This is a genomic window from Paenibacillus sp. J22P90, from assembly GCF_059692195.1.
The window spans coordinates 41,191-64,469 of record NZ_JCAUAY010000003.1 but is presented as its reverse complement, the minus strand read 5'-3'; the positions used below and the strand labels follow the sequence as shown (position 1 = coordinate 64,469).

22 protein-coding genes and 1 other annotated feature are annotated in these 23,279 nt (G+C 46.2%); of the genes, 15 read left to right on the top strand and 7 right to left on the bottom strand.

Annotated elements, in window-relative coordinates; all coding sequences use genetic code 11:
- Positions 1 to 46 precede the first annotated feature (46 nt).
- Positions 47 to 619: a tRNA 5-(aminomethyl)-2-thiouridylate-methyltransferase MnmM gene (gene mnmM / locus AC58UX_RS10565; protein ID WP_497252264.1), complete on the bottom strand. Its 573-nt coding sequence runs from the start codon at positions 617 to 619 to the stop codon at positions 47 to 49.
- 460 nt (positions 620 to 1,079) lie between these two features.
- On the bottom strand, positions 1,080 to 2,036 hold the full coding sequence (gene mnmL, locus AC58UX_RS10560; protein ID WP_497252262.1) for a tRNA modification radical SAM protein MnmL/YtqA: 957 nt from the start codon (positions 2,034 to 2,036) through the stop codon (positions 1,080 to 1,082).
- Positions 2,037 to 2,223: 187 nt separating this feature from the next.
- Here mnmL and AC58UX_RS10555 point away from each other — a divergent pair, with 187 nt between their 5' ends.
- Positions 2,224 to 2,841 carry a WGxxGxxG family protein gene (locus tag AC58UX_RS10555; protein WP_497252260.1) on the top strand — a complete coding sequence of 206 codons (618 nt, stop codon included), beginning with the start codon at positions 2,224 to 2,226 and terminating at the stop codon, positions 2,839 to 2,841.
- Positions 2,842 to 2,978: 137 nt separating this feature from the next.
- Complete coding sequence (gene trmB / locus AC58UX_RS10550) at positions 2,979 to 3,743, top strand: tRNA (guanosine(46)-N7)-methyltransferase TrmB (protein WP_497252258.1); 765 nt, start codon at positions 2,979 to 2,981, stop codon at positions 3,741 to 3,743.
- Positions 3,744 to 3,805: 62 nt separating this feature from the next.
- Here trmB and AC58UX_RS10545 read toward each other — a convergent pair whose 3' ends face one another.
- Complete coding sequence (locus AC58UX_RS10545) at positions 3,806 to 4,933, bottom strand: MGDG synthase family glycosyltransferase (RefSeq protein ID WP_497252256.1); 1,128 nt, start codon at positions 4,931 to 4,933, stop codon at positions 3,806 to 3,808.
- 3 nt (positions 4,934 to 4,936) lie between these two features.
- A complete protein-coding gene (locus AC58UX_RS10540) occupies positions 4,937 to 5,467 on the bottom strand; it encodes a phosphatase PAP2 family protein (protein ID WP_497252254.1) in 531 nt (176 codons plus the stop codon).
- A 697-nt stretch (positions 5,468 to 6,164) separates the two neighbouring features.
- Between AC58UX_RS10540 and AC58UX_RS10535 the strand changes: the two genes are divergently transcribed.
- From AC58UX_RS10535 to rplT, 4 genes are all read left to right on the top strand, one after another.
- On the top strand, positions 6,165 to 7,400 hold the full coding sequence (locus AC58UX_RS10535; RefSeq protein WP_497252252.1) for a glycosyltransferase family 2 protein: 1,236 nt from the start codon (positions 6,165 to 6,167) through the stop codon (positions 7,398 to 7,400).
- Positions 7,401 to 7,429: 29 nt separating this feature from the next.
- Positions 7,430 to 7,574: a sequence feature (ribosomal protein L20 leader region), on the top strand.
- A gap of 52 nt (positions 7,575 to 7,626) precedes the next feature.
- On the top strand, positions 7,627 to 8,127 hold the full coding sequence (gene infC / locus AC58UX_RS10530; protein ID WP_497252250.1) for a translation initiation factor IF-3: 501 nt from the start codon (positions 7,627 to 7,629) through the stop codon (positions 8,125 to 8,127).
- Between the two features lie 30 nt (positions 8,128 to 8,157).
- Entirely contained in the window at positions 8,158 to 8,361 is a 204-nt protein-coding gene (gene rpmI / locus AC58UX_RS10525; protein ID WP_068666422.1) for a 50S ribosomal protein L35, read from the top strand.
- Between the two features lie 56 nt (positions 8,362 to 8,417).
- Positions 8,418 to 8,777: a 50S ribosomal protein L20 gene (gene rplT, locus AC58UX_RS10520; RefSeq protein WP_497252248.1), complete on the top strand. Its 360-nt coding sequence runs from the start codon at positions 8,418 to 8,420 to the stop codon at positions 8,775 to 8,777.
- A 31-nt stretch (positions 8,778 to 8,808) separates the two neighbouring features.
- Here rplT and AC58UX_RS10515 read toward each other — a convergent pair whose 3' ends face one another.
- Genes AC58UX_RS10515 through AC58UX_RS10505 form a run of 3 tightly spaced genes read right to left on the bottom strand, consistent with a single transcriptional unit; the run spans position 8,809 to position 12,716 of the window.
- Entirely contained in the window at positions 8,809 to 9,915 is a 1,107-nt protein-coding gene (locus tag AC58UX_RS10515; protein WP_497252246.1) for a GerAB/ArcD/ProY family transporter, read from the bottom strand.
- Positions 9,916 to 9,935: 20 nt separating this feature from the next.
- Positions 9,936 to 11,156 (bottom strand): Ger(x)C family spore germination protein, encoded by a 1,221-nt coding sequence (locus tag AC58UX_RS10510; protein WP_497252244.1) that lies wholly within the window; start codon positions 11,154 to 11,156, stop codon positions 9,936 to 9,938.
- Between the two features lie 21 nt (positions 11,157 to 11,177).
- Positions 11,178 to 12,716 (bottom strand): spore germination protein, encoded by a 1,539-nt coding sequence (locus tag AC58UX_RS10505; RefSeq protein WP_497252242.1) that lies wholly within the window; start codon positions 12,714 to 12,716, stop codon positions 11,178 to 11,180.
- A 520-nt stretch (positions 12,717 to 13,236) separates the two neighbouring features.
- Here AC58UX_RS10505 and ilvB point away from each other — a divergent pair.
- The 9 genes from ilvB to AC58UX_RS10460 all read left to right on the top strand — a co-directional run bounded on the left by ilvB (position 13,237) and on the right by AC58UX_RS10460 (position 23,262).
- On the top strand, positions 13,237 to 14,982 hold the full coding sequence (ilvB, locus tag AC58UX_RS10500) for a biosynthetic-type acetolactate synthase large subunit (protein ID WP_497252240.1): 1,746 nt from the start codon (positions 13,237 to 13,239) through the stop codon (positions 14,980 to 14,982).
- Entirely contained in the window at positions 14,979 to 15,467 is a 489-nt protein-coding gene (ilvN, locus tag AC58UX_RS10495; RefSeq protein ID WP_056609108.1) for an acetolactate synthase small subunit, read from the top strand. Before ilvB ends, ilvN begins: the two co-directional genes overlap by 4 nt.
- 129 nt (positions 15,468 to 15,596) lie before the next feature.
- Positions 15,597 to 16,589 (top strand): ketol-acid reductoisomerase, encoded by a 993-nt coding sequence (ilvC, locus tag AC58UX_RS10490; protein ID WP_497252237.1) that lies wholly within the window; start codon positions 15,597 to 15,599, stop codon positions 16,587 to 16,589.
- 157 nt (positions 16,590 to 16,746) lie between these two features.
- Positions 16,747 to 18,294: a 2-isopropylmalate synthase gene (locus tag AC58UX_RS10485; protein WP_497252235.1), complete on the top strand. Its 1,548-nt coding sequence runs from the start codon at positions 16,747 to 16,749 to the stop codon at positions 18,292 to 18,294.
- A 92-nt stretch (positions 18,295 to 18,386) separates the two neighbouring features.
- Complete coding sequence (locus AC58UX_RS10480) at positions 18,387 to 19,583, top strand: aminotransferase-like domain-containing protein (RefSeq protein WP_497252233.1); 1,197 nt, start codon at positions 18,387 to 18,389, stop codon at positions 19,581 to 19,583.
- A gap of 183 nt (positions 19,584 to 19,766) precedes the next feature.
- Complete coding sequence (locus AC58UX_RS10475) at positions 19,767 to 20,600, top strand: VanW family protein (RefSeq protein ID WP_497252231.1); 834 nt, start codon at positions 19,767 to 19,769, stop codon at positions 20,598 to 20,600.
- A gap of 174 nt (positions 20,601 to 20,774) precedes the next feature.
- Positions 20,775 to 21,230, top strand: a complete 456-nt coding sequence (locus AC58UX_RS10470; protein ID WP_497252229.1) for a DUF2269 family protein — start codon at positions 20,775 to 20,777, stop codon at positions 21,228 to 21,230.
- A 186-nt stretch (positions 21,231 to 21,416) separates the two neighbouring features.
- Positions 21,417 to 22,496 (top strand): 3-isopropylmalate dehydrogenase, encoded by a 1,080-nt coding sequence (gene leuB, locus AC58UX_RS10465; protein WP_497252227.1) that lies wholly within the window; start codon positions 21,417 to 21,419, stop codon positions 22,494 to 22,496.
- Positions 22,497 to 22,713: 217 nt separating this feature from the next.
- Positions 22,714 to 23,262: a peroxiredoxin gene (locus AC58UX_RS10460; protein WP_497252225.1), complete on the top strand. Its 549-nt coding sequence runs from the start codon at positions 22,714 to 22,716 to the stop codon at positions 23,260 to 23,262.
- Positions 23,263 to 23,279: the final 17 nt, after the last annotated feature.

Below are 23,279 nucleotides of genomic sequence, written 5' to 3'. Positions count from 1 at the left end.
CTATCCATCTGTGTCATTTCTTTCTCTCTAGCATTATATCATGCGGCTATCTTTTTTCTAGAGCCAAGAGATACGGCGCGGAGGCGCTGCGATTGGCAAATTGATACCGCAGCACTTGAAACGCTGCGAGTGGCAGCTGAGAAGCCCAGCGCTCGACCGCGGCGGCTTCTTCGGATCCACCATCGTGCCCGCTGTACAGCACGATGGTCACGATTCCGCCTTTGCGCAGCAGGCGGAGCGCAGCTTCGAGAGCAGGAATGGTGGATTCCTGCTCGGTGATAATGGCTGTATCGGCTCCTGGCAGGTAGCCGAGATTGAAGGTGACCGCGGCGACCTTGCCGTGGCGGTCTTGCGGCACCGCCGCTTCCATGAGCGCATGGCTGCATAAGCTCATGTGCACCTTGGCGTCTGGCTGCTCCTTCGCCAGACGCTGCTCGGTTTGATCCAGCGCGGCCTGCTGGATATCGAAGCCGTACACGCTGCCGCGAGGGCCTACGAGCTTCGCCATATATACAGCATCCACGCCCGTGCCTAGCGTGGCATCTATAACCGTATCACCTGCTTGGACTCGCTGCCCAAGTAGTTGGTGTACAAAACTCAGAACTGAAACAAAACCCATGTGTAATCAACCTCCGTTATTCCGATTTGTCTCTCTTACAAAGGTGTGGTCACATACGATTCCCAAATTCCAAATAAGGTTTTACAGTAACCTTATTTGCTCCACATCCATGTTCTACGATAAAATAACGCCGCGAAAAAACGCTATTTCGATCGAAATGAGTGAAAAATAGCCGTTTTGGAAGAATAGCGCTGTGATATAACGCTATTCTTCCGAATTCTCTACCGAACGACCAAATAAGATGTTTTCGTAACGCTATTTTTCAGAACAGAGGGCATCTTCTCCATACCAGAGGCTGCACTATGACCACTATCCCGCTAACTCAGTAATGCTCAACTCTCGAATCGCCTCTTCCTACCTGAGCGAATGGGATAGTGTCTAGAGGTGTCCTTCTATAACAATGTCACTCCATCACAATAGAGCATTCTGGCTTGGCTCACCAGAATGCTCTAGAGTAATCTTACTTTTTACCTTCCCAATACTTTCCTTGCCACGTATTGCGCTCCAGTAACAATTTATCAAAGGCATTCAGCACTTCCCACTTCTTAAGGCTCCACATCGGTCCGATCAACAGATCCCGCGGAGCATCTCCGGTCAAGCGATGCACGATCATTTCTGGCGGTAAAATTTCTAACGTATCTACAATCAGCTTCACGTACTCATCTTTCTCCAAGAACTGCAGCAAGCCTGCTTCGTATTGTTTCACCATCGGTGTTTTGCGCATGAGATGAAGCAAGTGAATTTTGATGCCTTGCACATCCATCTGGGCGACAGCTTTACCTGTGTCCAGCATCATCTCATGTGTTTCCCCTGGCAAGCCATAAATAATGTGCGCACAGACACGGATATTATGTTTGCGTAGCTTGGCAACGGCGTCCAAATAGCATTGGGTATCATGCGCGCGATTGATCAACGTGGAGGTTGATTCGTGCACGGTTTGCAGACCCATTTCCACCCATAAATACGTGCGCTGATTCAATTCAGCCAAGTATTCGATGACATCATCCGGCAAGCAGTCTGGTCTTGTAGCGATAGATAAGCCTACCACGCCAGGCTGCTTTAAAATGACTTCATAATATTCGCGAAGCTCTTCAACTGGCGCGTAAGTGTTCGTATAAGCTTGAAAATAACCAATATAGCTGGCTTCTGGCCATTTTTGATGCTGCAGATCGCGGATCTTATTAAATTGGGTGACGAGATCATCGCGGCGACTGCCTGCGAAATCTCCTGATCCGCGCGCACTGCAGAAGGTGCAGCCGCCAGTTGCAATTTTGCCATCGCGGTTCGGGCAGGTAAAGCCAGCATCCAGCATAACTTTGAAAACTTTCCCGCCGAAAGCATCGCGCATTTCATAATTCCATGTATGGAAACGTTTATCTCCCCAAAGCTGAGGTGATTCCTGAATCATTGTAGACATAGGACATGTATCCTTTCTTTCTGTTGCTTTTCTTTCTTTCACCCTGTTTTGTTCCAACCTATATTGTAGCGAAATTCCCGCTTGAAAGCGACCCCTGCCTTTCCAATAAAGTCCCCCTATAAAAGCCCATAGAAGGGAGCATGATAACCTTGCACCACAATTACGAGCTGAGAGGGGACATGACTACGTGAAAAAGTTTCGTACGATAACTTTAGCAGTAGCTTTGACAGCAGCTTTAAGTATGGGGGCAGCGGGTGTACAGGCAAGGAATATGGATTCAGGAAACGCAGTGGGAACGGGATCACCAATTGGGACATTGGGGACGGGAACTACGACATCTACGGGCTATACAGGAAGCAACTATGATGCTACTTCTCCTGGAATGGGGCTAGGAACTGGCGTCAGCTCACCAAATTTTAGCGGAAATGGAACGAACGGAATTTATAACGGAAATTTAACGACTCCGAATACGTATTCTGGCTATGGGACAACGACCAGGGGAACTGGTGTCATGGACCATATTAATGGCTATGGAACGAATCCGGTAGAAAAAGGCGCTAACGCGGTTGAACGGGGTGTCGAACGCGGAGCGAATGCTGTCGAGAGAGGTTTTGATCGCAGCGCGAATATGGTTGATAGAATGAGTACCAAAAGCATAGCGACAACACCTCCGAACACATATAGAGCCTATGCAACACCGGAAGATAACACGGATATGAGCTGGGGATGGCTAGGCCTTGTAGGTTTGCTGGGCTTAGCAGGTCTGCGAAGCAATAATAGAAGAAGAGACGAAAGCTATAAATAACGTTCTTTGAACATGCTGCAGCACCTTCCATCTTGGAGGGTGTTTTCTTCTATCTATGAGAGAAAGCTTTGATTTTTTTTATAGAATCGACTATGATTTGTATTCGATAGCATGTACGTGTAGGAGGAAAATGAATAATGCGGTTACGGGGCAGAAAAGGTATTAGAGAAGATATAGAACGTCAAAAAGAACTCGTAGTGTTAAATGCCAAGGATTATAAGGGCAAATGGGCCGAGTTATTCGGAAACAATAACCCGATTCATGCCGAGCTTGGGATGGGTAAAGGGCGCTTTATTAGTGAAATGAGCAAAAAATATCCGAACATCAATTTCATTGGTGTCGATATGTATGATGAATTGATTCGTAAAGCAAGTGAAAAGGCCAAAGTTGCACACGAAATTACAGTTGAAAATGAAGAGGATGCGGTACTTAGCATTCCAAATCTAAGATTGATGCTGTTCAACATCGAGCATATTGAGGATGCTTTCGCTGATGGAGAGTTAGAGCGTGTGTATTTGAACTTCAGTGATCCTTGGCCGAAAAAGAAGCATGCTCGCAGACGTCTAACGCATCCAGGCTTTGTTGCCAAATATCAACAAATTTTGAATGCAAAAGGCGAAATCCATTTGAAAACCGATTCTCAGTCCTTATTCGAATTCTCTTTGAATTCCTTTGCCGATATGGGCCTCAGAATGCGCAATATTTCACTGAACCTTCATGTGGATGGCATTCACCCAGATCACGTGATGACCGAATACGAAACAAAGTTCGCAGGGCAAGGCATGAATATTCATCGCTGCGAGGTTGTGATTGGACAAGAAGCTTTGTCTGCACACCAAGAGCAATTGAAGCAAGCCGTCGCATCCGCTCAAGCCGAAGAAGCTGCTGAAACAGCTGAATAAGACGCTAATCAAACAGACTTTCCAGAGTTGCTGCCAATAAGCAACATGGAGAGTCTGTTTTTTCATCCAAGCAATTGCAGGATCACTTCTGAACCGTCGCCTGCCGGCAGGTGAGACTTTCTATGCTGATTGGACATCCGCTTGGCCTGCACATCGGCATAACGACTAGCAAGCATGGACAACCAGTGTGAGATCGTATCCGCGGACTGGATCGGTTCACCGAAGCCATGTCTTGTACAATAATGAACGTTTTCTTCTTCTTGGCCTGGAAGGGGGTCATAAAATAACATAGGAATCCCTTTAGCCAGCCCTTCTGAGCAGGTCATTCCGCCTGGTTTCGTTACGAGCAAGTCCGAGGCCTCCATCAGTTTACCAATTTCCTTTGTAAATCCGAGCAGATGGATATGAGGGTGCTGATACCGCGGATCTGCGGATAGCTTCGCGATGGCTTTTTCATTATGTCCTAAGCAAAAAATAAACTGAATCCGGTCTCTCCACATCAATAGATGCTCACTTAACGAATCGCCGCCGATCAAGCCCCAGCCTCCGCCCATGACTAATACGGTAGGTATGGAAGACAGCTGGAATTGCTGGCGAATCAGCGTACGATCGTGAATTTCTCGAAAGCTGGGATGAACGGGTATCCCTGTTATTTCGACATGTGAGGCCGCGATGCCATGAATGAGGAGCTTGTGTTTCACATCTTCGGAAGACACCATGTATTTATTAACCTCACGGCTGACCCATGTTCCATGAACATCGTAGTCGGTAATAACTGTACATAGGGGGATGTGTAAGCCTGCGCGCTTTAATCGAGAAACAACTACGCTGGGAAAAGGATGCGTACATACTATGGCTTGGGGGGCCCAATGCTTAATCATAGCAGCCGTTTGTGCATAGAAAATACGATGAAGCGCAAGCTGAGTCAGTGGGTTCAGCGATTTTTGATACTGAGCACGGTACAAACGACCATATAATTTCGGCTGCTTGGAAATAGTTTTCTTATAAGCGCTTAGAATCCATGGGGCCAAGGTGGGATGCAAAAAGGAGCCGAGCTCCACCACACGTGTTTCGATGTTAGAACAGCGCTGCTCCAAGCTGCTGGCTAGTGCGAATGCAGCTTGTGTATGGCCCGCCCCAAAGCCTTCGGATAGAATGAGTACTCTTCTTTTTTGCGATAGATGTTCCATGATTCACCCCCAGAAGGCTGCAGTCACTAATGAAGCTGTCGTCCCAAGCAAGCAACCGACAATACAATCGGATGGATAGTGAAGCCCCAAGTAAATGCGGGACAAGCCGACGATACAAGCTATAGGAATCAATACGAGTCCAAGCATAGGTAAAGCAGATACAATGGGAATCATAACTGAAAAGATGGCTGTGGTATGTCCAGAGGGAAAAGAATGATCCGTTAGTGGGTTTTTATGTGTAATGGTTTGAGGATGGACAAGATAAGGGCGCAGTCTAGGGTACCTTTTTTTCATAATGGCAACAGGGATGTGACTGATTGTCAACGCGATCAGTGCTTGAAAGCCGGCTATACGTAACGAGCCTTGCCCAAAGCAAGCCAAGCATATAGCAACCATGATGGAAGCTGTGGCACCGCCTAGATGGGTTATTTTCGCAAAAAAATGGTCTAGGAAATGATGATGGATACGCTGATTGACGAAGTGGAATAGACGTGTTTCATGATGCTGAAGCCAATGCACAACTTTGCTGCTCATGAATAATCTCCTCCTTCTAATCTGATGAAGTTTCACTCTAGCTTAATTGTACGATGGGTTTATTCGAGGAAGATTAAATGAATGATAACAATTCATAAATTTAAAATTAATGTTGCACTAATCTAGCGTTAATATTTCCGTGTTAGGATGACACATATCTTCGAACCAACAGGCGCAGTTCATAGATCACATCGCAGTTTTCTTCCAGTGTTCCCCAAAGCGGGTACGACTATCCCATCCAAATCTTAGATGATATGTCCTATTTGTGAACGACGGACTCTCTTCGGCATTGTTCTTCGAATGATGTGAAGGTGACCATTTCATCCATTAACAGGGTAATTAAGCAAAAGTTGTCAGTGATTAGCGGAGTGACTTATAATAGGGACGTCGCCACTTAGAAAAGACAGTGTTCGTCTAAATGGTGAACTTTTTGTACACAATAAATGAAAAACGATGAAAACAAGACATTTTCGACCCGATTTCAAGCGCATGCTCTATTCGGCTTGTGCGAATCACCCAAAAATCAAAGAACTGCCCTTTTTTCGGTGTTTGCAGACTTTGACAAACCGGGGGAAAGAGAGGAAAATCAAAAACGATTGTTTTAACGTTTGCCTTTAAACACGAACTACCTGTACATAAACGCACGAAGCATACAAAAAGATAGCTAACGTGCACAAAAAAAGGGGGACTTTGCTTCATGCTAGACAAGATTATGCTTGCCGTTCAAATGTTCTTGGCATTAGTCGGTGCGTATCAGCTGTTTTTAACGTTTTTTGGTTGGTATCGTCCCAAAAAGAAAAAAATGTTCGCTCCGCAGAAATCATTTGCTGTATTGGTTGCCGCTCATAACGAGGAACAAGTTGTTGGGGCCTTGATTGAGAATCTCAAGACGTTAGATTACCCAAAAGAGTTGTATGACATCTTCGTGATTTGTGACAACTGTACAGACAACACAGCGGATATTGCGCGTAATCATGGCGTGTATGCGATGGAGCGTCACAACCCGAACCTGAGAGGGAAAGGGTACGCGATTGAATGGATGCTCAAAGAGCTGTGGAAGCGTGAGCGCCAGTATGACGGCATCGTAATGTTCGATGCGGACAATCTTGTAAGTCCTGACTATTTGACTCACATGAATAATGATCTTTGTTCAGGATCCCGCGTCATTCAAGCCTACTTGGATACGAAAAATCCGAATGATTCTTGGATCACTGGTTCCTTTGCAATCTCGTTCTTCTATGCAAACCGTTTTGTACAAACTCCGCGTTCCAATCTAGGGCTTGCCAATTACCTTGGTGGGACGGGCATGTGCTTCGATGCCGCTTTGTTAAAGCAAGTAGGCTGGCGGGCAACAAGTCTGGTTGAGGATCTTGAGTTCTCCATGATGTGTGTACAAATGGGGATTAAACCTACGTATAACTATGAAACGCGTGTCTATGATGAAAAGCCGCTATCGTTCAATGCTTCTGCTAAGCAGCGTCTGCGTTGGATGCAAGGTCACTTTGAGGTAGCGAAACGTTTCTTCTTCCCGTTGCTATGGCAAGGGATTAAAACAGGCAGCTGGATGAAAATTGACGCGGCGATCTATTCGGCGAATGTATACAATTTCTTCTTCGGTGCCATTCTAACCGTTATGTTGTGGATTCAGTCCATGACATCTCACGGCACAGCGGATTCAGCGTTAGTTCACGTCAACCCCGTGCTTATCAATTCAATCAGCTTAGCGATCTATGTATTGCTTCCGATGGCGATGCTAATTGAAAAGGCACATAAGAAAACATATAAGTATTTGCTGCTTTACCCGCTTTTCATGCTTTCCTGGTGGCCAATTACGTTCTATGCGTTCTTCACGCAAAACAACAAACAATGGAGCCACACCGAGCATACGCGTGTTATTCGGTTAGATGAAATGAAAAGTAAACAAGTGAGTTGACTTTTCTAGAATGAGATGATAATATGTTTCAAGTAAAGCAGAAGCGCCCGCTTCTCACCTGACTAACACAACGTTGGCTGGTTTGAATGAATCATCATGGATATACAATAGGTTTCGTATGAACCTGTTATTGATGAAGATGTGGGCCCACTGTGCCCGCATCTTTTTTATATTTGGAAGAGAGTTACATACTTTATGGAGGTGGAACACGATTAGCAAAGATCATATGATTAATGACGAGATTCGTGTTAAAGAAGTACGCCTTATTGGGGCGGACGGAGAACAACTCGGTATCACGCCGATACGCGAAGCTCTACAAATTGCACTTGACGCGAATCTTGATTTAGTAAACGTTGCACCGACGGCGAAACCGCCTGTCTGCCGCATTATGGATTACGGCAAGTTCCGTTACGAAATGCAGAAGAAAGAAAAAGAAGCTCGTAAGAATCAGAAGATCGTGGACATCAAGGAGATTCGCCTTAGCGCGACGATTGATGAACATGACTTCCAAACGAAGCTTCGCAACGCTGTTAAGTTTCTTGGCGATGGCGATAAAGTCAAGGCTAGCGTTCGTTTCCGTGGTCGCGAAATAGCGCACTCGGAGATTGGCCGCAAAGTTCTTGAGCGTCTAGCTACAGAAACTGCTGACATCTCCTCACAGGAGCGTGCTCCTAAGCTTGAGGGAAGAAGCATGATCATGATCTTAACGCCAAAAGCAACAACTTAGGCGGTATACTAAATTAGGAGGAACAACACCATGCCGAAAATGAAAACACACAGCAGCCTGAAAGGCCGTTTCAAAATCACGGGCACAGGCAAAGTGATGAGATACAAACAAGGTAAGAACCACTTGCTTTCCGGTAAATCATCCAAGCAAAAACGCGTATTGTCCACGAACCCAGTAATGGCTCCTGGCGATGTACGTCGTTTGCAACAACAATTGTCCCTTATCAAAGGTTAATCGTTACTCAGCTTAAACACGGAACATCATTTATATATCCCAGGAGGTAGTTCACAATGGCAAGAGTCAAGGGCGGATTTATTCGCGCTCACCGTCGTAAGAAAATTTTGAAATTAGCAAAAGGTTATTTCGGTTCCAAACACCGTTTATTTAAAACAGCTAAAGAACAAGTAATGAAGTCTTTGGTATATGCATACCGTGACCGTCGTCAAACGAAACGTAACTTCCGTAGACTTTGGATCACTCGTATCAATGCAGGAGCTCGTCAAAACGGCTTGAGCTACAGCAAATTGATGCACGGTTTGAAATTGGCTGGTATCGAAGTTAACCGTAAGATCCTAGCTGATCTAGCTGTTAACGATGCTAAAGCGTTCAACGATTTGGCAACAGCTGCAAAAGCAAAAGTAAACGCGTAAGCGATGCGATGCGTCTGAGAGCTTGTCCCCATCAGGGGGCAAGCTCTTTTTCTTTTTGTACGGAAATCTTGCGAAATCGCATCGTTATAAACATCAGGATCGGGATAACGACTTGGAACAAGGGGTATATCTTCACGCTAAACTTTAGTCCTAACCAAACGTGGATCGTATAGTTAGGTTCAAGAAAGGCAGTAATGAAGATAAGAATCCCAATAATAATAAGCCAACGGCGTTTTTTGATAGCCGGGAACAGATGGGTAAGGGCATATACGGCCCCCCAGTAGAATGTCGTCATTTTCACGAATAAGCCAAGAAACAGCAGTAAGGTGACCATCACATCCAAACGCTCTAATATATCTCCCACCTCGATAAGCTGAACGGTCTGCAGGAAGGGCAGCGTACTGTTAGCCACAAGCGTCGTGCCTAAGACGGCAATATTAAGAACGTTCATGGCGATTAGAAATAAGGAAACGGTCGTATACGAGAGTAGACTGATCTTTTTTAACTTGATCTGATCCGGGAACAGATGCCAAATCATAAAGAAGATAACTGTCTGACCAAAGGGAAAAGACACAAGATCAGGAAAGGCTGTTTTAAGGACGGGAGATAAGCCATTTTCCAGCACTGGGAGCACATTATCGAGATGGATCAAGCCCGCAATGCTAATTAGCAGGATAAGGAAGCTATAGCTCAGGACGACAATGGGGAGAAGTGCCTCTGTCACTCGAAATAACGTATCTACGCCCATGATAATCGCATAAAAAGCTAAGAGAAGGATGATGAACATGGTCACATATTTCGGTGTTGTGCTAAGTAAGGTTAGATTGGAAATTTCGCCGAAGTCGCGCACATTCCTCATGGACTCATAGGCAAAATACATAGCAAAGGATACTCCGATGCAGGTGCCCCCCCACTTACCAAAACAGAGTTTGAGCAATCCCATTAAATCCTGATCAGGTGCCCTTCGTTGTATCGCTATAAATAAAAGCAGGAGGAAAAAGCCAGCCACCGCAGCAGCAAGCATCGCAAGCCAGGCGTCTTGTTTGGCCGAGCTGCCTAACGCAAAGAGCGGAGTACTTCCGATTTCGAAGAGTACGATCATCACAAAAAGCTGATATTTCGAAATCTGAACGGGCATTAGCTAATCCTCCTCTTTGTTTATTTACCAGTCTCTTCTTTTATTTGTAGAAAGGATTTGCCGCTCATCCCAATTCTTTCGATTTTCACTTGTACATTTGTCTCTATTTGAAGGTTTGCAAACTGCTCGTCCCAATTGGGTTTAACTTGATTCCAGATTTTGAGGTAATGTTTGTGCATCGTATCTGCAAGCAGGAAGACATCTGCTTTTTTCTGAACAGCGGAACGAAAAGACTTCGTGATCAGCTCCGTAAGTTCGGCGGAAGCAGACTGCTCCAAGGTGCGTATATCTGCAGGCTGCGTAGGATCATTTGGACAACCGAGCTCCATGAGGGTGCCAGAGGCCTCAACATCTAGGTGCATGATTAATTTTCCGTCTTCGGAGAGAATCGGCTTCATCTTACTTTTGCTGCGATCAATGCGCAGTGCTGAATTGAATTCTCCTGTTCCTTGCTTACACCCAAAGTATAACGTGCTTCGGCTAATCGTATTTCGTATCCAACTTATCCCGTATTCTTCGTCAGGTGTAAACCAGCCAATCAGCTTGTCTTTTTTGAAAATAGACATTCTCCCTAACCGCAGCTTATTCGTGAAGGAGGTTTTTGTAAGCGTAGAAATCGAGGTATTCTCTCCTGTCCCTGAGATGATGATTTCAGGAATAAGGGTAAAAGGGGAGTCTCCCGTCATGCCCATCATCATTTGATACATCATGAGCTGATTGTAATTAGAGCTATTGTTCGCTTCGTTACGAATCATGTTTTTAATGGCGGCTCCTGGCACTTTCTCCAGGGGGATAATTTGTTCAATAATCGTTCTTCCTTGGCCGCCAGTCACTAAGATACTTACCGTCTCACGCGAGTCAGCGTTGCGCAGATAGACGTCTAATAATTGGGATATGCCTTGTTCTGCGGCCTTTTCGCCGATAACAATGACACGATTGTGTGCGAAAAAAAGGGAACGAGGCATTTCCCGGCTTGATTTCTGCACAGCGCCTCGAATCGAGCCGCCACTTGTTGAAAAGACCATCACGGGAGCTTGCTGTCCAGGACTGCCACCCGTGTTAGGGTTTGCAATGGATTGTGGAATAACGACCTGATAGGAAACGATCCATTCCTTTCCGTCCCAGTCAACGGCGGTTGCAGAGGTAATCGCGAGCTGATTTAATTCTTTTCGATCCCAGCAGCCAGTAAGCAGTAAGCAATAGAAGATAAGAAGCCCGAATCGCAGAATACGTTTGTGCATGTCGATCCTCCCATAGGATATCTAACGATCGTCATTGCGATCCTCCTTAGGCATAGAAGGTTTGTCATATGGTGTTTGTCTATTTCGGTTTGTTTTACTGAGCGGCCGTATGAACGTTAACCATCTAGGAATACGAATGAAGGTATCTTTTAGTCTGCTCAGAATCATTGGTGCCACTGGTGTTAAATAGGGGACGCCAAAGGAGCGCAATGAGACCAAATGGATAAGGATGGCCATACAGCCTGTCAATATGCCGAATAAGCCGAAGGTGCCTGCCAGGAGCATCAAGCCAAATCTGATTAAGCGTGCGGCTACAGCCATATTCAGCGCAGGTGTCACAAAGTTGGAAATCGCGGTAAAAGAAACGATAATGACCATCGCAGCAGAAACTAATCCAGCTTGCACAGAGGCTTGTCCTAGCACGAGAGCTCCTACAATGGAGATGGCTGAGCCGATGACACGCGGCATACGCACACCGGCTTCACGAAGCACCTCGAACGTAATTTCCATCAGAAAGGCTTCAACAATCGCTGGAAATGGAACGCTCTCGCGCTGCGCAGCCAAGCTAATTAGCAGGGTAGTCGGCAGCATTTCTTGGTGAAACGTTGTGACCGCGATGTACAGAGACGGCAGCAGCATTGATACGAGGAAGGAGATATAGCGAATGCCCCGGATGAATGTCCCAATGTCAAAACGCTGATAGTAATCTTCACTCGATTGTAAGAATCTAAAAAACGTGACGGGCGCCTGCAAAACAAAGGGAGTCCCGTCCACAAGAATGGCTATTTGTCCCTCTAAAATGCCTGCGGCTACTGAATCCGGCCTTTCAGAATTCATAATCGTTGGAAAAGGAGAGTAGGTCACATCCTCGATATATTCTTCGATATAACCGCTTTCGAGAATACTATCGGTATCGATTCGTTCCAGCCGTTGCATCGCTTCTTTCACGACCTCCGGGTTCGCGATGCCTTCCAAGTAGGCAATCACGACTTCCGTTTGCGTAAATCGGCCAATTCGCAAGGAAATGAACCGTAGATCTGGTGATTTTATTTTCCTGCGCAATAAGGAAGTGTTCGTGCGTATGTCCTCTGTGAAGCCTTCCTTGGGGCCGCGAACGACCGTTTGTGTTTGGGGCTCCTCAATGGCTCTTTTTTCCCAGCCTGCTGTACCTGCAAGTATGGCTTGGTCATAGCCGTCTGCGATAAGAATCGTGTTGCCATTGATCAGCGCAGCGAGGACATCATTGCCTTCGGTGCTAAAGGATATATCGCTGATTGTGATCGTCTGGCACAGCAAATCATGGAAGCACACATCCTGCTGCCAAAAGGATTCATTCTCATGGGAAGCCTGAAGCGGTTTCGTGATATGCTCATTCAGGAGGTCATACTGGGCAAGTCCTTCTATGTAAAATAACGCGACATGATTCGTATCCGGGTAGACGCCGATTTCGAGCAGACGATAGTACACATCAGAGCTTTGGCCTAATTTTTGCTGAAGCCAGTTAACGTTGTCTTGTAAGCTTGTAGACAAAGGGAAAGCGACTTGTAGAGACGGCTTCATGGGTGGCTTCCTCAGAACTTTCCATAGAATTGGTATTATCTTCTCTCTCGCCTCCATTTTTTATTCGATTTCCCTATTGACTATTGGCCTTCCGATGCATATAATAATCTTTAATCATATTTGATATGGTGAAGCATACGAATGAATCGCTATGAAGAGGAAGAAGTAATAAGGGCACTTATGCGCAGAGAGCGTTGGACTTGCTGAAACCATCGCCTTAATCCCTTACGTACGAAGTCACCTCGGAGCTGTTTTCCTGAAACATGCAGATCGCTTGCAAGTATTAGGGAGAACCGGAAGAGCACACGTTATCGTGCTGAAGGTAATGTTCGCTGATGAACATTCCTGCTAAGGTTATGTGCTGTGAGGCATATAGCAAATTTGGGTGGTACCACGGAAGCTTAAACCCCTTTCGTCCCGTTGAACACGTTTTGTGCGTGTCCGGGATGATAGGGGTTTTTCTTATTTTCATGGAAGATTTAACGATGACACGAATTGACTTTTCGAGAGGAGGATCACAATGAATGTTCAAACTGAACCAAAACGCTCTAAAGAAGAACTAATTGAGAAGCTTACGCAGCCAGACCTGATTACAGGTTCCGAAATTTTGCTAAGAAGCTTATTGCTGGAGGGTGTGGACTGCGTCTTTGGATATCCAGGCGGCGCTGTATTGTACATCTATGATGCGATGCACGGTTTTGATGATTTCAATCACTTGTTGACTCGACATGAACAAGGCGCGATTCATGCGGCTGATGGCTACGCTCGTTCAACAGGCAAAGTTGGTGTATGTATCGCAACTTCCGGACCGGGGGCTACGAACCTTGTCACTGGGATTGCTACAGCATATATGGATTCTGTTCCTCTAGTCGTGATTACAGGTAACGTGGCAACGAGCTTCATCGGTACGGATGCTTTCCAAGAGGCTGACATCACAGGCATTACAATGCCGATTACGAAGCACAGCTATCTGGTGAGAGACGTTAATGACCTGCCGCGTATTATTCATGAAGCTTTCCATATTGCAAACTCAGGTCGTAAAGGGCCGGTTCTTATTGACATACCAAAGGATGTCTCCGCTCATAAAACGATATTTAAGCCTGCGAAGGAAGTAAATATTCGTGGATACAACCCTACGGTACAACCTAACAAGCTGCAAGTAGATAAGCTGATCAAAGCCATCGAAGAGGCTGAACGTCCGGTTATCATTGCAGGCGGCGGCGTTGTGTATGCGAATGCTTCTGAGGAATTAATCGAATTTGTAAATAAAACACGGATCCCTGTAGCAACAACGTTGCTAGGCTTAAGCGGCTTCCCAAGTGCACACGAGCTGTGGCTCGGTATGCCAGGGATGCACGGAACGTTTACAGCGAACACAGCGATCCAAAATGCAGATCTTCTTATCTCTATTGGCTCCCGTTTCGATGACCGGGTAACGATGAATTTGAATGGTTTTGCTCCAAAGGTGAAAGTGATCGCGCATATCGATGTTGATCCAGCGGAAATCGGCAAAAACGTGAAAACAGACATTCCTTGCGTAGGCGATGTGAAAGCTGTTCTCGAGTATGCCAATACGAAAGCGAAGCCTGCGAATAATGCAGCTTGGATCACTGAACTGCAAGAAAGCAAAGAGAAGTTCCCGTTGAAATACGGCGAAACAGAAACTGAGCTTAAGCCTCAATTCGTTATTGAAATGATTAGCGAAACGACCAAAGGTGAAGCGATCGTTACGACTGACGTTGGTCAACATCAAATGTGGGCCGCGCAGTTCTATAAGTTCAAAAACCCGCGTTCCCTTGTAACGTCTGGTGGACTTGGTACGATGGGCTTCGGATTCCCATCAGCGATCGGCGCTCAAATGGGGAACCCAGATAAACTGGTTGTTTCCATTAACGGTGACGGCGGCGTGCAGATGTGTGCGCAAGAGCTTGCGATCTGTGCGATCCACAACATACCAGTGAAAGTTGTTATTATTAACAACCAAGTGCTAGGAATGGTTCGCCAATGGCAAGAGATCATTTATGAAAATCGCTACAGTCACATTGATTTGGCAGGAAGCCCTGATTTCGTGAAGCTTGCAGAAGCTTACGGCGTGAAAGGCTTGCGCGCAACGACGAAGGAAGAAGCGAGAAAAGCATGGCAGGAAGCCCTCGATACACCGGGGCCTGTCGTTATTGATTTCGTCGTACCGAAGGGCGAGAACGTATTCCCAATGGTTAAAGCCGGCGATACAATTAGTGACATGTTAATGGGGGATTCGGAATGACAACTAAACATACAGTTTCCGTACTCGTAAACAATCAGCCTGGTGTCCTGCAACGTGTATCTGGTTTGTTTGGACGCAGAGGCTTTAACATTGAAAGCATCACGGTAGGAGAGTCCGAAGAAAACGGACTTTCCCGCATGGTTATCGTAACCACAGGTGACGACAACACGTTGGAGCAAATCTCCAAACAATTGTACAAGTTGATTGACGTCATCAAGGTTGTTGATCTGAGCTCCAACCCAATGGTTGCCAGAGAACTCGCACTTATTAAAGTAAATGCAGAACCTATTATGCGTCCTGAAATTCTTGGTATTGTTGAAACGTTCCGCGCGGCAGTGGTCGATATTGGCCCAGCTTCGTTGATCGTGCAAGTTGTAGGAGATTCAGATAAAATAGATGCTATGGTCGAATTGCTTCGTCCTTATGGCATTCGTGAGCTTTCCCGTACGGGCGTAACTGCGATGATTCGCGGTTCGGTTAAATAAAGAGCTATACCACAAGAAATAAGCTCCTCTTGAGTGGGGGTTTCAGCGAAGTACCACGGTAAATCGTTGAAACACCCACTCAAGGGGTAGACAAAACGGATTCATCATATCAAAGGAGGATTTATTCGAATGGCAGTTACTACTTACTATGAAAAAGATGCAGACTTAGCGGTACTTAAAGGTAAAACGATTGCAGTTGTTGGTTATGGTTCCCAAGGGCACGCACAAGCACAAAACTTGCGTGACAGCGGTTTGAACGTTATTATCGGACTTCGTGAAGGCCGTTCATGGAACGCAGCTAAAAACGATGGTTTTGAAGTTGTATCTGTAGAAGAAGCAGCACGTCGCGCTGATGTTATCCAAATTTTGATGCCGGATGAAACACAAGCTCGCGTTTACCGTGAGTCCATTCAACCGAACATGAAAAAAGGCGCAGCTATCATGTTCTCCCACGGATTTAACATCCATTTCGGACAAATCGTTGCTCCTGAAGGTACAGATGTATTCTTGGTAGCTCCTAAATCCCCTGGTCACATGGTACGTCGTACGTACGTTGAAGGCTTTGGTGTACCTGGCTTGATCGCGATCGAGAAAGATGCGACTGGCAATGCAAAAGCAATCGGTCTTGCTTATGCAAAAGGTATCGGCTGTACACGTGCAGGCGTTATCGAGACTTCTTTCCGTGAAGAAACAGAAACTGATTTGTTCGGTGAGCAAGCAGTTCTTTGTGGTGGTGCTTCCGAGCTAGTTAAAGCTGGTTTCGAAACATTGGTTGAAGCGGGTTATGCTCCAGAAATGGCTTACTTCGAGTGCTTGCACGAATTGAAATTGATCGTTGATATGATGTATGAAGGCGGAATCTCCTCCATGCGCAGCTCCATCTCCAACACAGCGGAGTATGGTGACTATGTAACAGGACCTCGTATCATCACAGCTGAAACGAAAAAAGAGATGAAAGCTGTTCTTGCTGACATCCAACAAGGTAAATTCGCTCGCGACTTCATCTTGGAAAACCAATCCAACTTCGCATTCATGAACGCTACGCGTCGTAATGAAGCACAACACCCAATCGAGGTTACTGGTGCTCAATTGCGTGAAATGATGCACTGGATCAAAAAATAATCATTCGGCATTATAGAATCTTATAGATGTACATTCCACAGGGAGTGATTGAGGAGAATTTCCCAATTGCTCCCTGTGAATACTATACAGACATGGAAATTCAAATCGTAGCACATGCTTACAAAATAAGATTTCAAACGTTTTAGGAGGTGACATGGTGCGTAAAATTTATATTTTTGATACAACTCTTCGTGATGGTGAGCAATCGCCAGGGGTAAACCTAAATACGCAGGAGAAGGTCGAGATCGCATTGCAGCTGGAGAAGCTGGGCGTGGATCGTATGGAGGCTGGTTTTCCTGCAGCATCCCCAGGGGATTTGGCTGGTGTAAATGCGGTCGCAAGAGCGGTTAAGAACGCTTCGGTTATCGGCTTGTCTCGTTCCAGAGAGCAGGATATCGAGGCTGTGCGTGAAGCCCTTAAAGGTGCACAAGATCCTTGCATCCATCTCTTCCTTGCCACGTCGCCAATTCACCGTCAGCATAAGCTGCGGATGGAGAAGCACCAGGTGCTGGAAACTGCGGAAGCTGCGATTAAATACGCGAAAAAGTACTTTAGCAAAATCGAGTTCTCACTTGAGGATGCTGGACGTACGGAGCTGGACTTTATCGCTGAAGTGACGAACATGGCGATTCGCGCCGGCGCTTCTGTCGTGAATATTCCAGATACCGTTGGCTACATGACACCGTATGACTACGGTAATATTTTCAAAATGCTGAAGGAAACCGTTCCAGGCATTGAGAAAATTCAATTGAGCGCGCACTGCCATGACGATCTTGGCATGGCGACTGCGAACGCGCTCGCTGCTGTTCTGAACGGTGCCGATCAAATCGAAGGCACCATTAACGGAATTGGCGAGCGAGCAGGGAACACCTCGATCGAGGAAGTCGTCATGGCGTTGGAAACTCGCCAGGACTTCTACCAAGCGAAGACATCGCTTGTGTTGAACGAGATCTACCGCACCAGCCGTCTTGTCAGCAAGCTGACAGGCATGGTGGTTCCAGGCAACAAGGCGATTGTTGGCGCTAACGCCTTCGCGCATGAGTCCGGCATCCATCAGGATGGGATGCTCAAAGAGAAAACAACATACGAGATTATGTCTCCGGAAACGATCGGCGTGAAGGAAAGTAAACTCGTGATGGGTAAACACTCCGGACGCCACGCGTTCCGTGAGAAGCTCATTGATCTCGGCTACGAGCTCGGCGACGAGCAAGTGAACGCAGCTTTTGCCAAGTTCAAGGATTTGGCAGATCGCAAGAAGCAAGTCGAAGACGAAGATATTCGTGCTTTGATCGAAGAGAAATTGATCGAGACACCGGAAATTTTCGCGCTGGGTACGCTTCAAGTTGCTTACGGCAACCAAATGACACCAACGGCAACAGTGCACGTTCGCTTCCAAGACGGCAGCGAAGTGGCTGAAAGCGCGGTAGGTAACGGTTCCGTTGACGCAATTTACAACGCGATTGATAAAGCGACAAAGGAAAACGTAGAGCTGGATGATTATTCCATTAAATCCGTTTCCCACGGGAAAGATGCGCTTGGTGAAGTTCACGTCGTGCTGAAGCAGGACTCAGTATCTGTGCAAGGACGCGGTATTTCGACGGACATTCTGGAAGCAAGCGCGAAGGCTTACCTCGACGCTGTGAACAGACTGATCGATAAGCGCAAAAACCCAACAAGCAACAGAAGCAACGTAACGTTAATATAAGCTCTTAGCTATTATGGCAACCCGGATTAGCACCTCACCTCCAAGAATCGAGGAGGGGTGCTTTCTACAAATGCGAAAGGATGCGTCCCTGTATGAAATATCGATTTTCTAAATCGTTGGAAGGCTTCTCATCGTCGGCTGTAAGAGAAATTCTTAAGCTGACACAAGGGAGCTCGATTATTTCCTTCGCTGGCGGATTGCCTGCTGAAGAGTTTTTCCCATTAGACGCTGTCAGTGAAGCGTTTACGCGAGTTGTAGGCGGCGGCAAGTCTGCGTTGCAATATGGTTTGACCGAAGGTTACAAGCCTTTGCGCGAGTCCCTATGCAAGCGGATGGCGGCTAAAAACATGATCGTTACGCCAGATGAGATGTTGTTGACAACAGGCTCGCAGCAAGCGATCGATCTTTTAACTCGTGTGTACATTGACGAAGGTGATGTCATTCTCGTCGAACGTCCGACCTATTTGGCAGCGATTCAAGTGTATCAAGCCAAAGGGGCGAAAATCGTTTCGGTTGATAGCGACAATGACGGTATGATTCTCGAGGATTTGGCAGCTAAAATCGCGAAGCATAATCCGAAAATGGTCTACGTCATTCCAACGTTCTCCAACCCTGCGGGTCGTGCGTGGAGCTTGGAACGTCGTCAAGGCTTGCTGGATATTTGTCGCGGTGCCGATGTACTCATTTTGGAAGATGATCCGTATGGTGAAATCCAGTTTGACGAGAGCGAAAGCTACCCGACGATCTACTCGCTTGGCGGTAAAGCGGAAGGTGGCAACGTTGTTTATACGAGTACGTTCTCCAAAACCGTAGCGCCTGCTTTCCGTACAGGCTGGATCATGGGCGACGAGTCGGTTATTCGTCAGGTTGCACGCTTCAAGCAATCCGCGGATCTGCACTCCAGCACGATCGATCAGCAAACGCTGTATCATTTGCTTGAGCATTTTGATCTGGACGCTCATATTTCCCTCATCCGTGAACAGTATCTGGATCGGATGAAATTCATGTCAGGGCTGCTCGCAGAGTTGAACTGGCCTGGTCTGAAATGGGAAGAGCCAAAGGGCGGCATGTTTATCTGGGTAGAGCTTCCTGAGCAAATTAACGCAGCCGAGTTGTTGAAAATAGCGGTCAAAGAAGGCGTTGCCTTTGTACCAGGCGCAACGTTCTACGCGGAGAATCCACAGTATAACACGATGCGTTTGAACTACACGCACACGGATAAAGAAACAACAGCTTTGGGTATGAAGAAGCTCGCGAAGGCGATGGAATCGTATTTGCAAAACGCATAATTTAGAGAGAAAGCACCCAAGGTTTTGGCCTTGGGTGCTTTTTGTCCATGACCTTCTTTCAATCTTCGTAATCGTTCACCCTAGCGTTTTACCATTAATGTGAGTAACTAATCAAACAATTGACTAGGAAAAAATTAGAAATTAAGATGGAAATAGGATGTGAGAAAGGGGGCTTTCTAGCCGATGCGCAAGCAAAAACAACCCTTAAAGCCGATCCGCCGAAGTCGGGCGAGGATTTATTTCGGAATCAAAGCCTACCGATTGAAGCGATATATAGCCTGGTTTTTTGATGGGAAAAAATATGCGAAAAGTCAACAAGAACAATCGCTGCCAGAGCTAGCTTTTACGCACCGTACTCCACTTCTAAGGCAGTTAAAAGACGTTGATATGTGGCTTCAGCACAATAAGGTCATCAATTTGAGGCTCGCTGCCAAGAAGTTGAATGGCGTGATCATCCGGCCTGGCGAGACTTTTTCCTATTGGCGCTTAATTGGGACGACGACCCGTAGAAAAGGATATGTCGATGGCATGGTGCTTTTTCATGGGCAGGTGAAGTCGGGGGTTGGAGGCGGTTTATGCCAGCTTTCGAATCTGATCTATTGGATGACGTTGCATACGCCGCTTACGGTAACCGAAAGGTATCGCCACAGCTATGATGTATTTCCAGATGCGGGGAGAGTTCAGCCTTTTGGGAGCGGGGCAACGTGTTACTATAATTATTTGGATTTGCAGATTCGGAACGACACGACGGAGGCGTATCAGCTTGTTATCCAGCTCACAGATACCCATTTGGTTGGAGAGTGGCGAACGCTAAGCCCAAGTCTTCATCGTTACGAGATCTATGAAAAGAGCCATAGAATGACACGTGAATCTTGGGGCCGATATGTGAGGCACAATGAAATTCACCGAAAAGTGATGAACAGGGACGGGCAGCTAGTTAGGGATGAATGGGTGACGGATAACCATGCCATTATGATGTATGAACCTTTACTTACGGCGGGCGAGTCCAAAATATGAGTCCCGAAAGCTTACCAATGAAGTCCGGACATAACTCCGAAATTTGATGAAAACTTAATGTTTTTTATGGGAAATATATCCACTACTGGATGTGCTCATCATTGGAAATTGTTCGATCAGATTGTATCTTATACAATGTGTTGTTTGTATATTACGTCTGAGAGGGGAATTGGCATGAAGTTTCTTGTCCTTGTTCATGTTTTGTCTGCGATCATCGGGGTTGGTCCAACGTTTTTTGCCCATGTACTGCTAAGAAAAAAGCAAACGCTCGAGGAATTGAGGATGTCTTTACGAGTAGGTAGTCGTTTGGAGATTTTCCCGAAAATCGGCGGCACTCTTGCCGTACTGACTGGATTGTTGCTGATCTGGTTAGGCGATTATGGCTCCATCATGCAAACTTGGCTGATCGGCTCGCTAGTGGCCTATGTCATCATTCAGATTCTTGCGATCGGTTTCGCAACGCCAAATCAGAAAAAGCTTGGAGGCTGGGTGCTAGACCCTTCCAATCAGCAGGCGACTACACTGCCAGGGGAGCAAGTGATGCTGTGGTCAAAAGCGCGCAATTACTTCTATGCCGCATCTACGGTGGGTGTCATATTGTTCATCTTCATGATCATGAAACCAAGCTAAGCTTACGCCCTTTCATGCTAATCGGCAGGAGAGGGCTTTTTGTAACTAGCTGTTATAGGAATAAACTATTAAAGCGATAGCTTTTATATCTAAAGTAGGGTGTAATCTTATGGTACAATGAGGACAGAAATAATGATTGGAATGCTAACAAACTAGGTTTGCTAAAATAAGGAGTGAATGATTGTCATGGCTGATGTTAAAAAAATCGCGGTAATCGCTGGGGACGGTATTGGTCCAGAAGTCGTTGCAGAAGCAGAAAAAGTATTGAAACGTACCGAAGAATTGTTCGGATACCAATTTGAAACAGAACACGCGCTTTTCGGCGGTATTGCGATTGATGAGAAAGGTACACCGCTTCCGGAAGAAACGTTGAAAGTTTGTCAATCCGCAGACGCTGTACTTCTAGGAGCAGTTGGCGGTCCGAAATGGGACAACAACTCCAAAGAGCTTCGCCCAGAAACAGGTCTTCTAGGCATTCGTAAAGCGCTTGGCTTGTTCTCCAACATTCGTCCTGCGTTCATCTTCGACTGCTTGAAAGAAGCTTCCACATTGAAACCGGAAGTTCTTGAAGGTACAGATTTGATCGTTGTTCGTGAGTTGACTGGCGGTATTTACTTCGGTGAGAAATTCCGTCGTGAAACAGCTAACGGTCAAGAAGCGGTTGATACTTGTGCGTACTCCGTGCATGAAATCGAGCGCATCGCGCGTCAAGCGTTTGATATTGCACGCACACGTCGCAAGAAGCTTGCTTCAGTTGATAAAGCGAACGTACTTGAAACATCCCGCCTATGGCGTGAAGTCGTTATCCGTGTATCGGCTGACTACCCAGATGTTGAGCTTGAGCACGTATTGGTTGATAACTGTGCGATGCAATTGCTTCGCCGTCCGTCCAGCTTCGATGTTATCGTAACAGAGAACATGTTCGGCGACATTTTGAGCGACGAAGCAGCTATGCTGACAGGCTCTATCGGGATGCTAGCATCCGCTTCCCTTGGCGAAGGTGCATTCGGCTTGTACGAGCCGGTACACGGCTCTGCGCCTGATATCGCAGGTCAAGGTATCTCTAACCCAATCGCAACAATCCTTTCCGTTGCATTGATGTTCCGTTTGACATTCGGCTACCACGAAGCTGCGGATTCCATCGAGCGCGCGGTGAAAGAAGTGTTGGACGCTGGTCACCGTACTGGCGACATCGCCGTGGATAAGAGCACGGCGATCGGTACGCTTGCTATGGGTCAATTGATTGTTGACGCTATGCGCAAATAAGAATAACAATAAGCTCGCACCTTCGAGGCAGATAGGCTTCGGAGATGCGAGTTTTCTTTGTTTGAGCAAGCAGATGGAGCGAAGAGCTGTCATGATCTCATTTTAAAATAATTATTATCTAGGATACGATCTAATTATTGACTTTCAAGTAGGTGAATGGTACCATTTTATACGGTAAATATAGAATTTAGATAGATTTTGAGGAGGAATTATACTCATGGCAGAGCGTTTAGTTGGTAAACAAGCTCCTGATTTTACTATGGAGACAGCTACAGGTGACGGTACAGCATTTGGTAAAGCATCTTTGTCCGATTACAAAGGAAAATGGTTAGTTCTTTTCTTCTACCCATTGGATTTCACATTCGTATGTCCAACTGAAATTACAGCACTTAGCTACGCAGCTGATAAATTCAAAGAATTGGACACTGAGATTCTTGGTGTTTCCATCGACAGCATCCACACACACAAAGCGTGGATCAACACACCAGTTAATGACAATGGTCTTGGCAAATTGGCATTCCCACTTGCTGCGGACATTACGAAATCCGTTGCTCGTGACTATGGCGTTCTTATTGAAGAAGAAGGTATCGCACTTCGCGGTCTTTTCATCATCGATCCAGAAGGCGAATTGAAATATGAAGTAGTAAACCACAATGACGTAGGTCGCAGCGTAGAAGAAACACTTCGTGTGCTTCAAGCGCTTCAATCCGGCGGATTGTGCCCAATGAACTGGAAACCAGGCGACAAAAACTTGGTTGTAAAATAAGTTAGAACTACATAGGA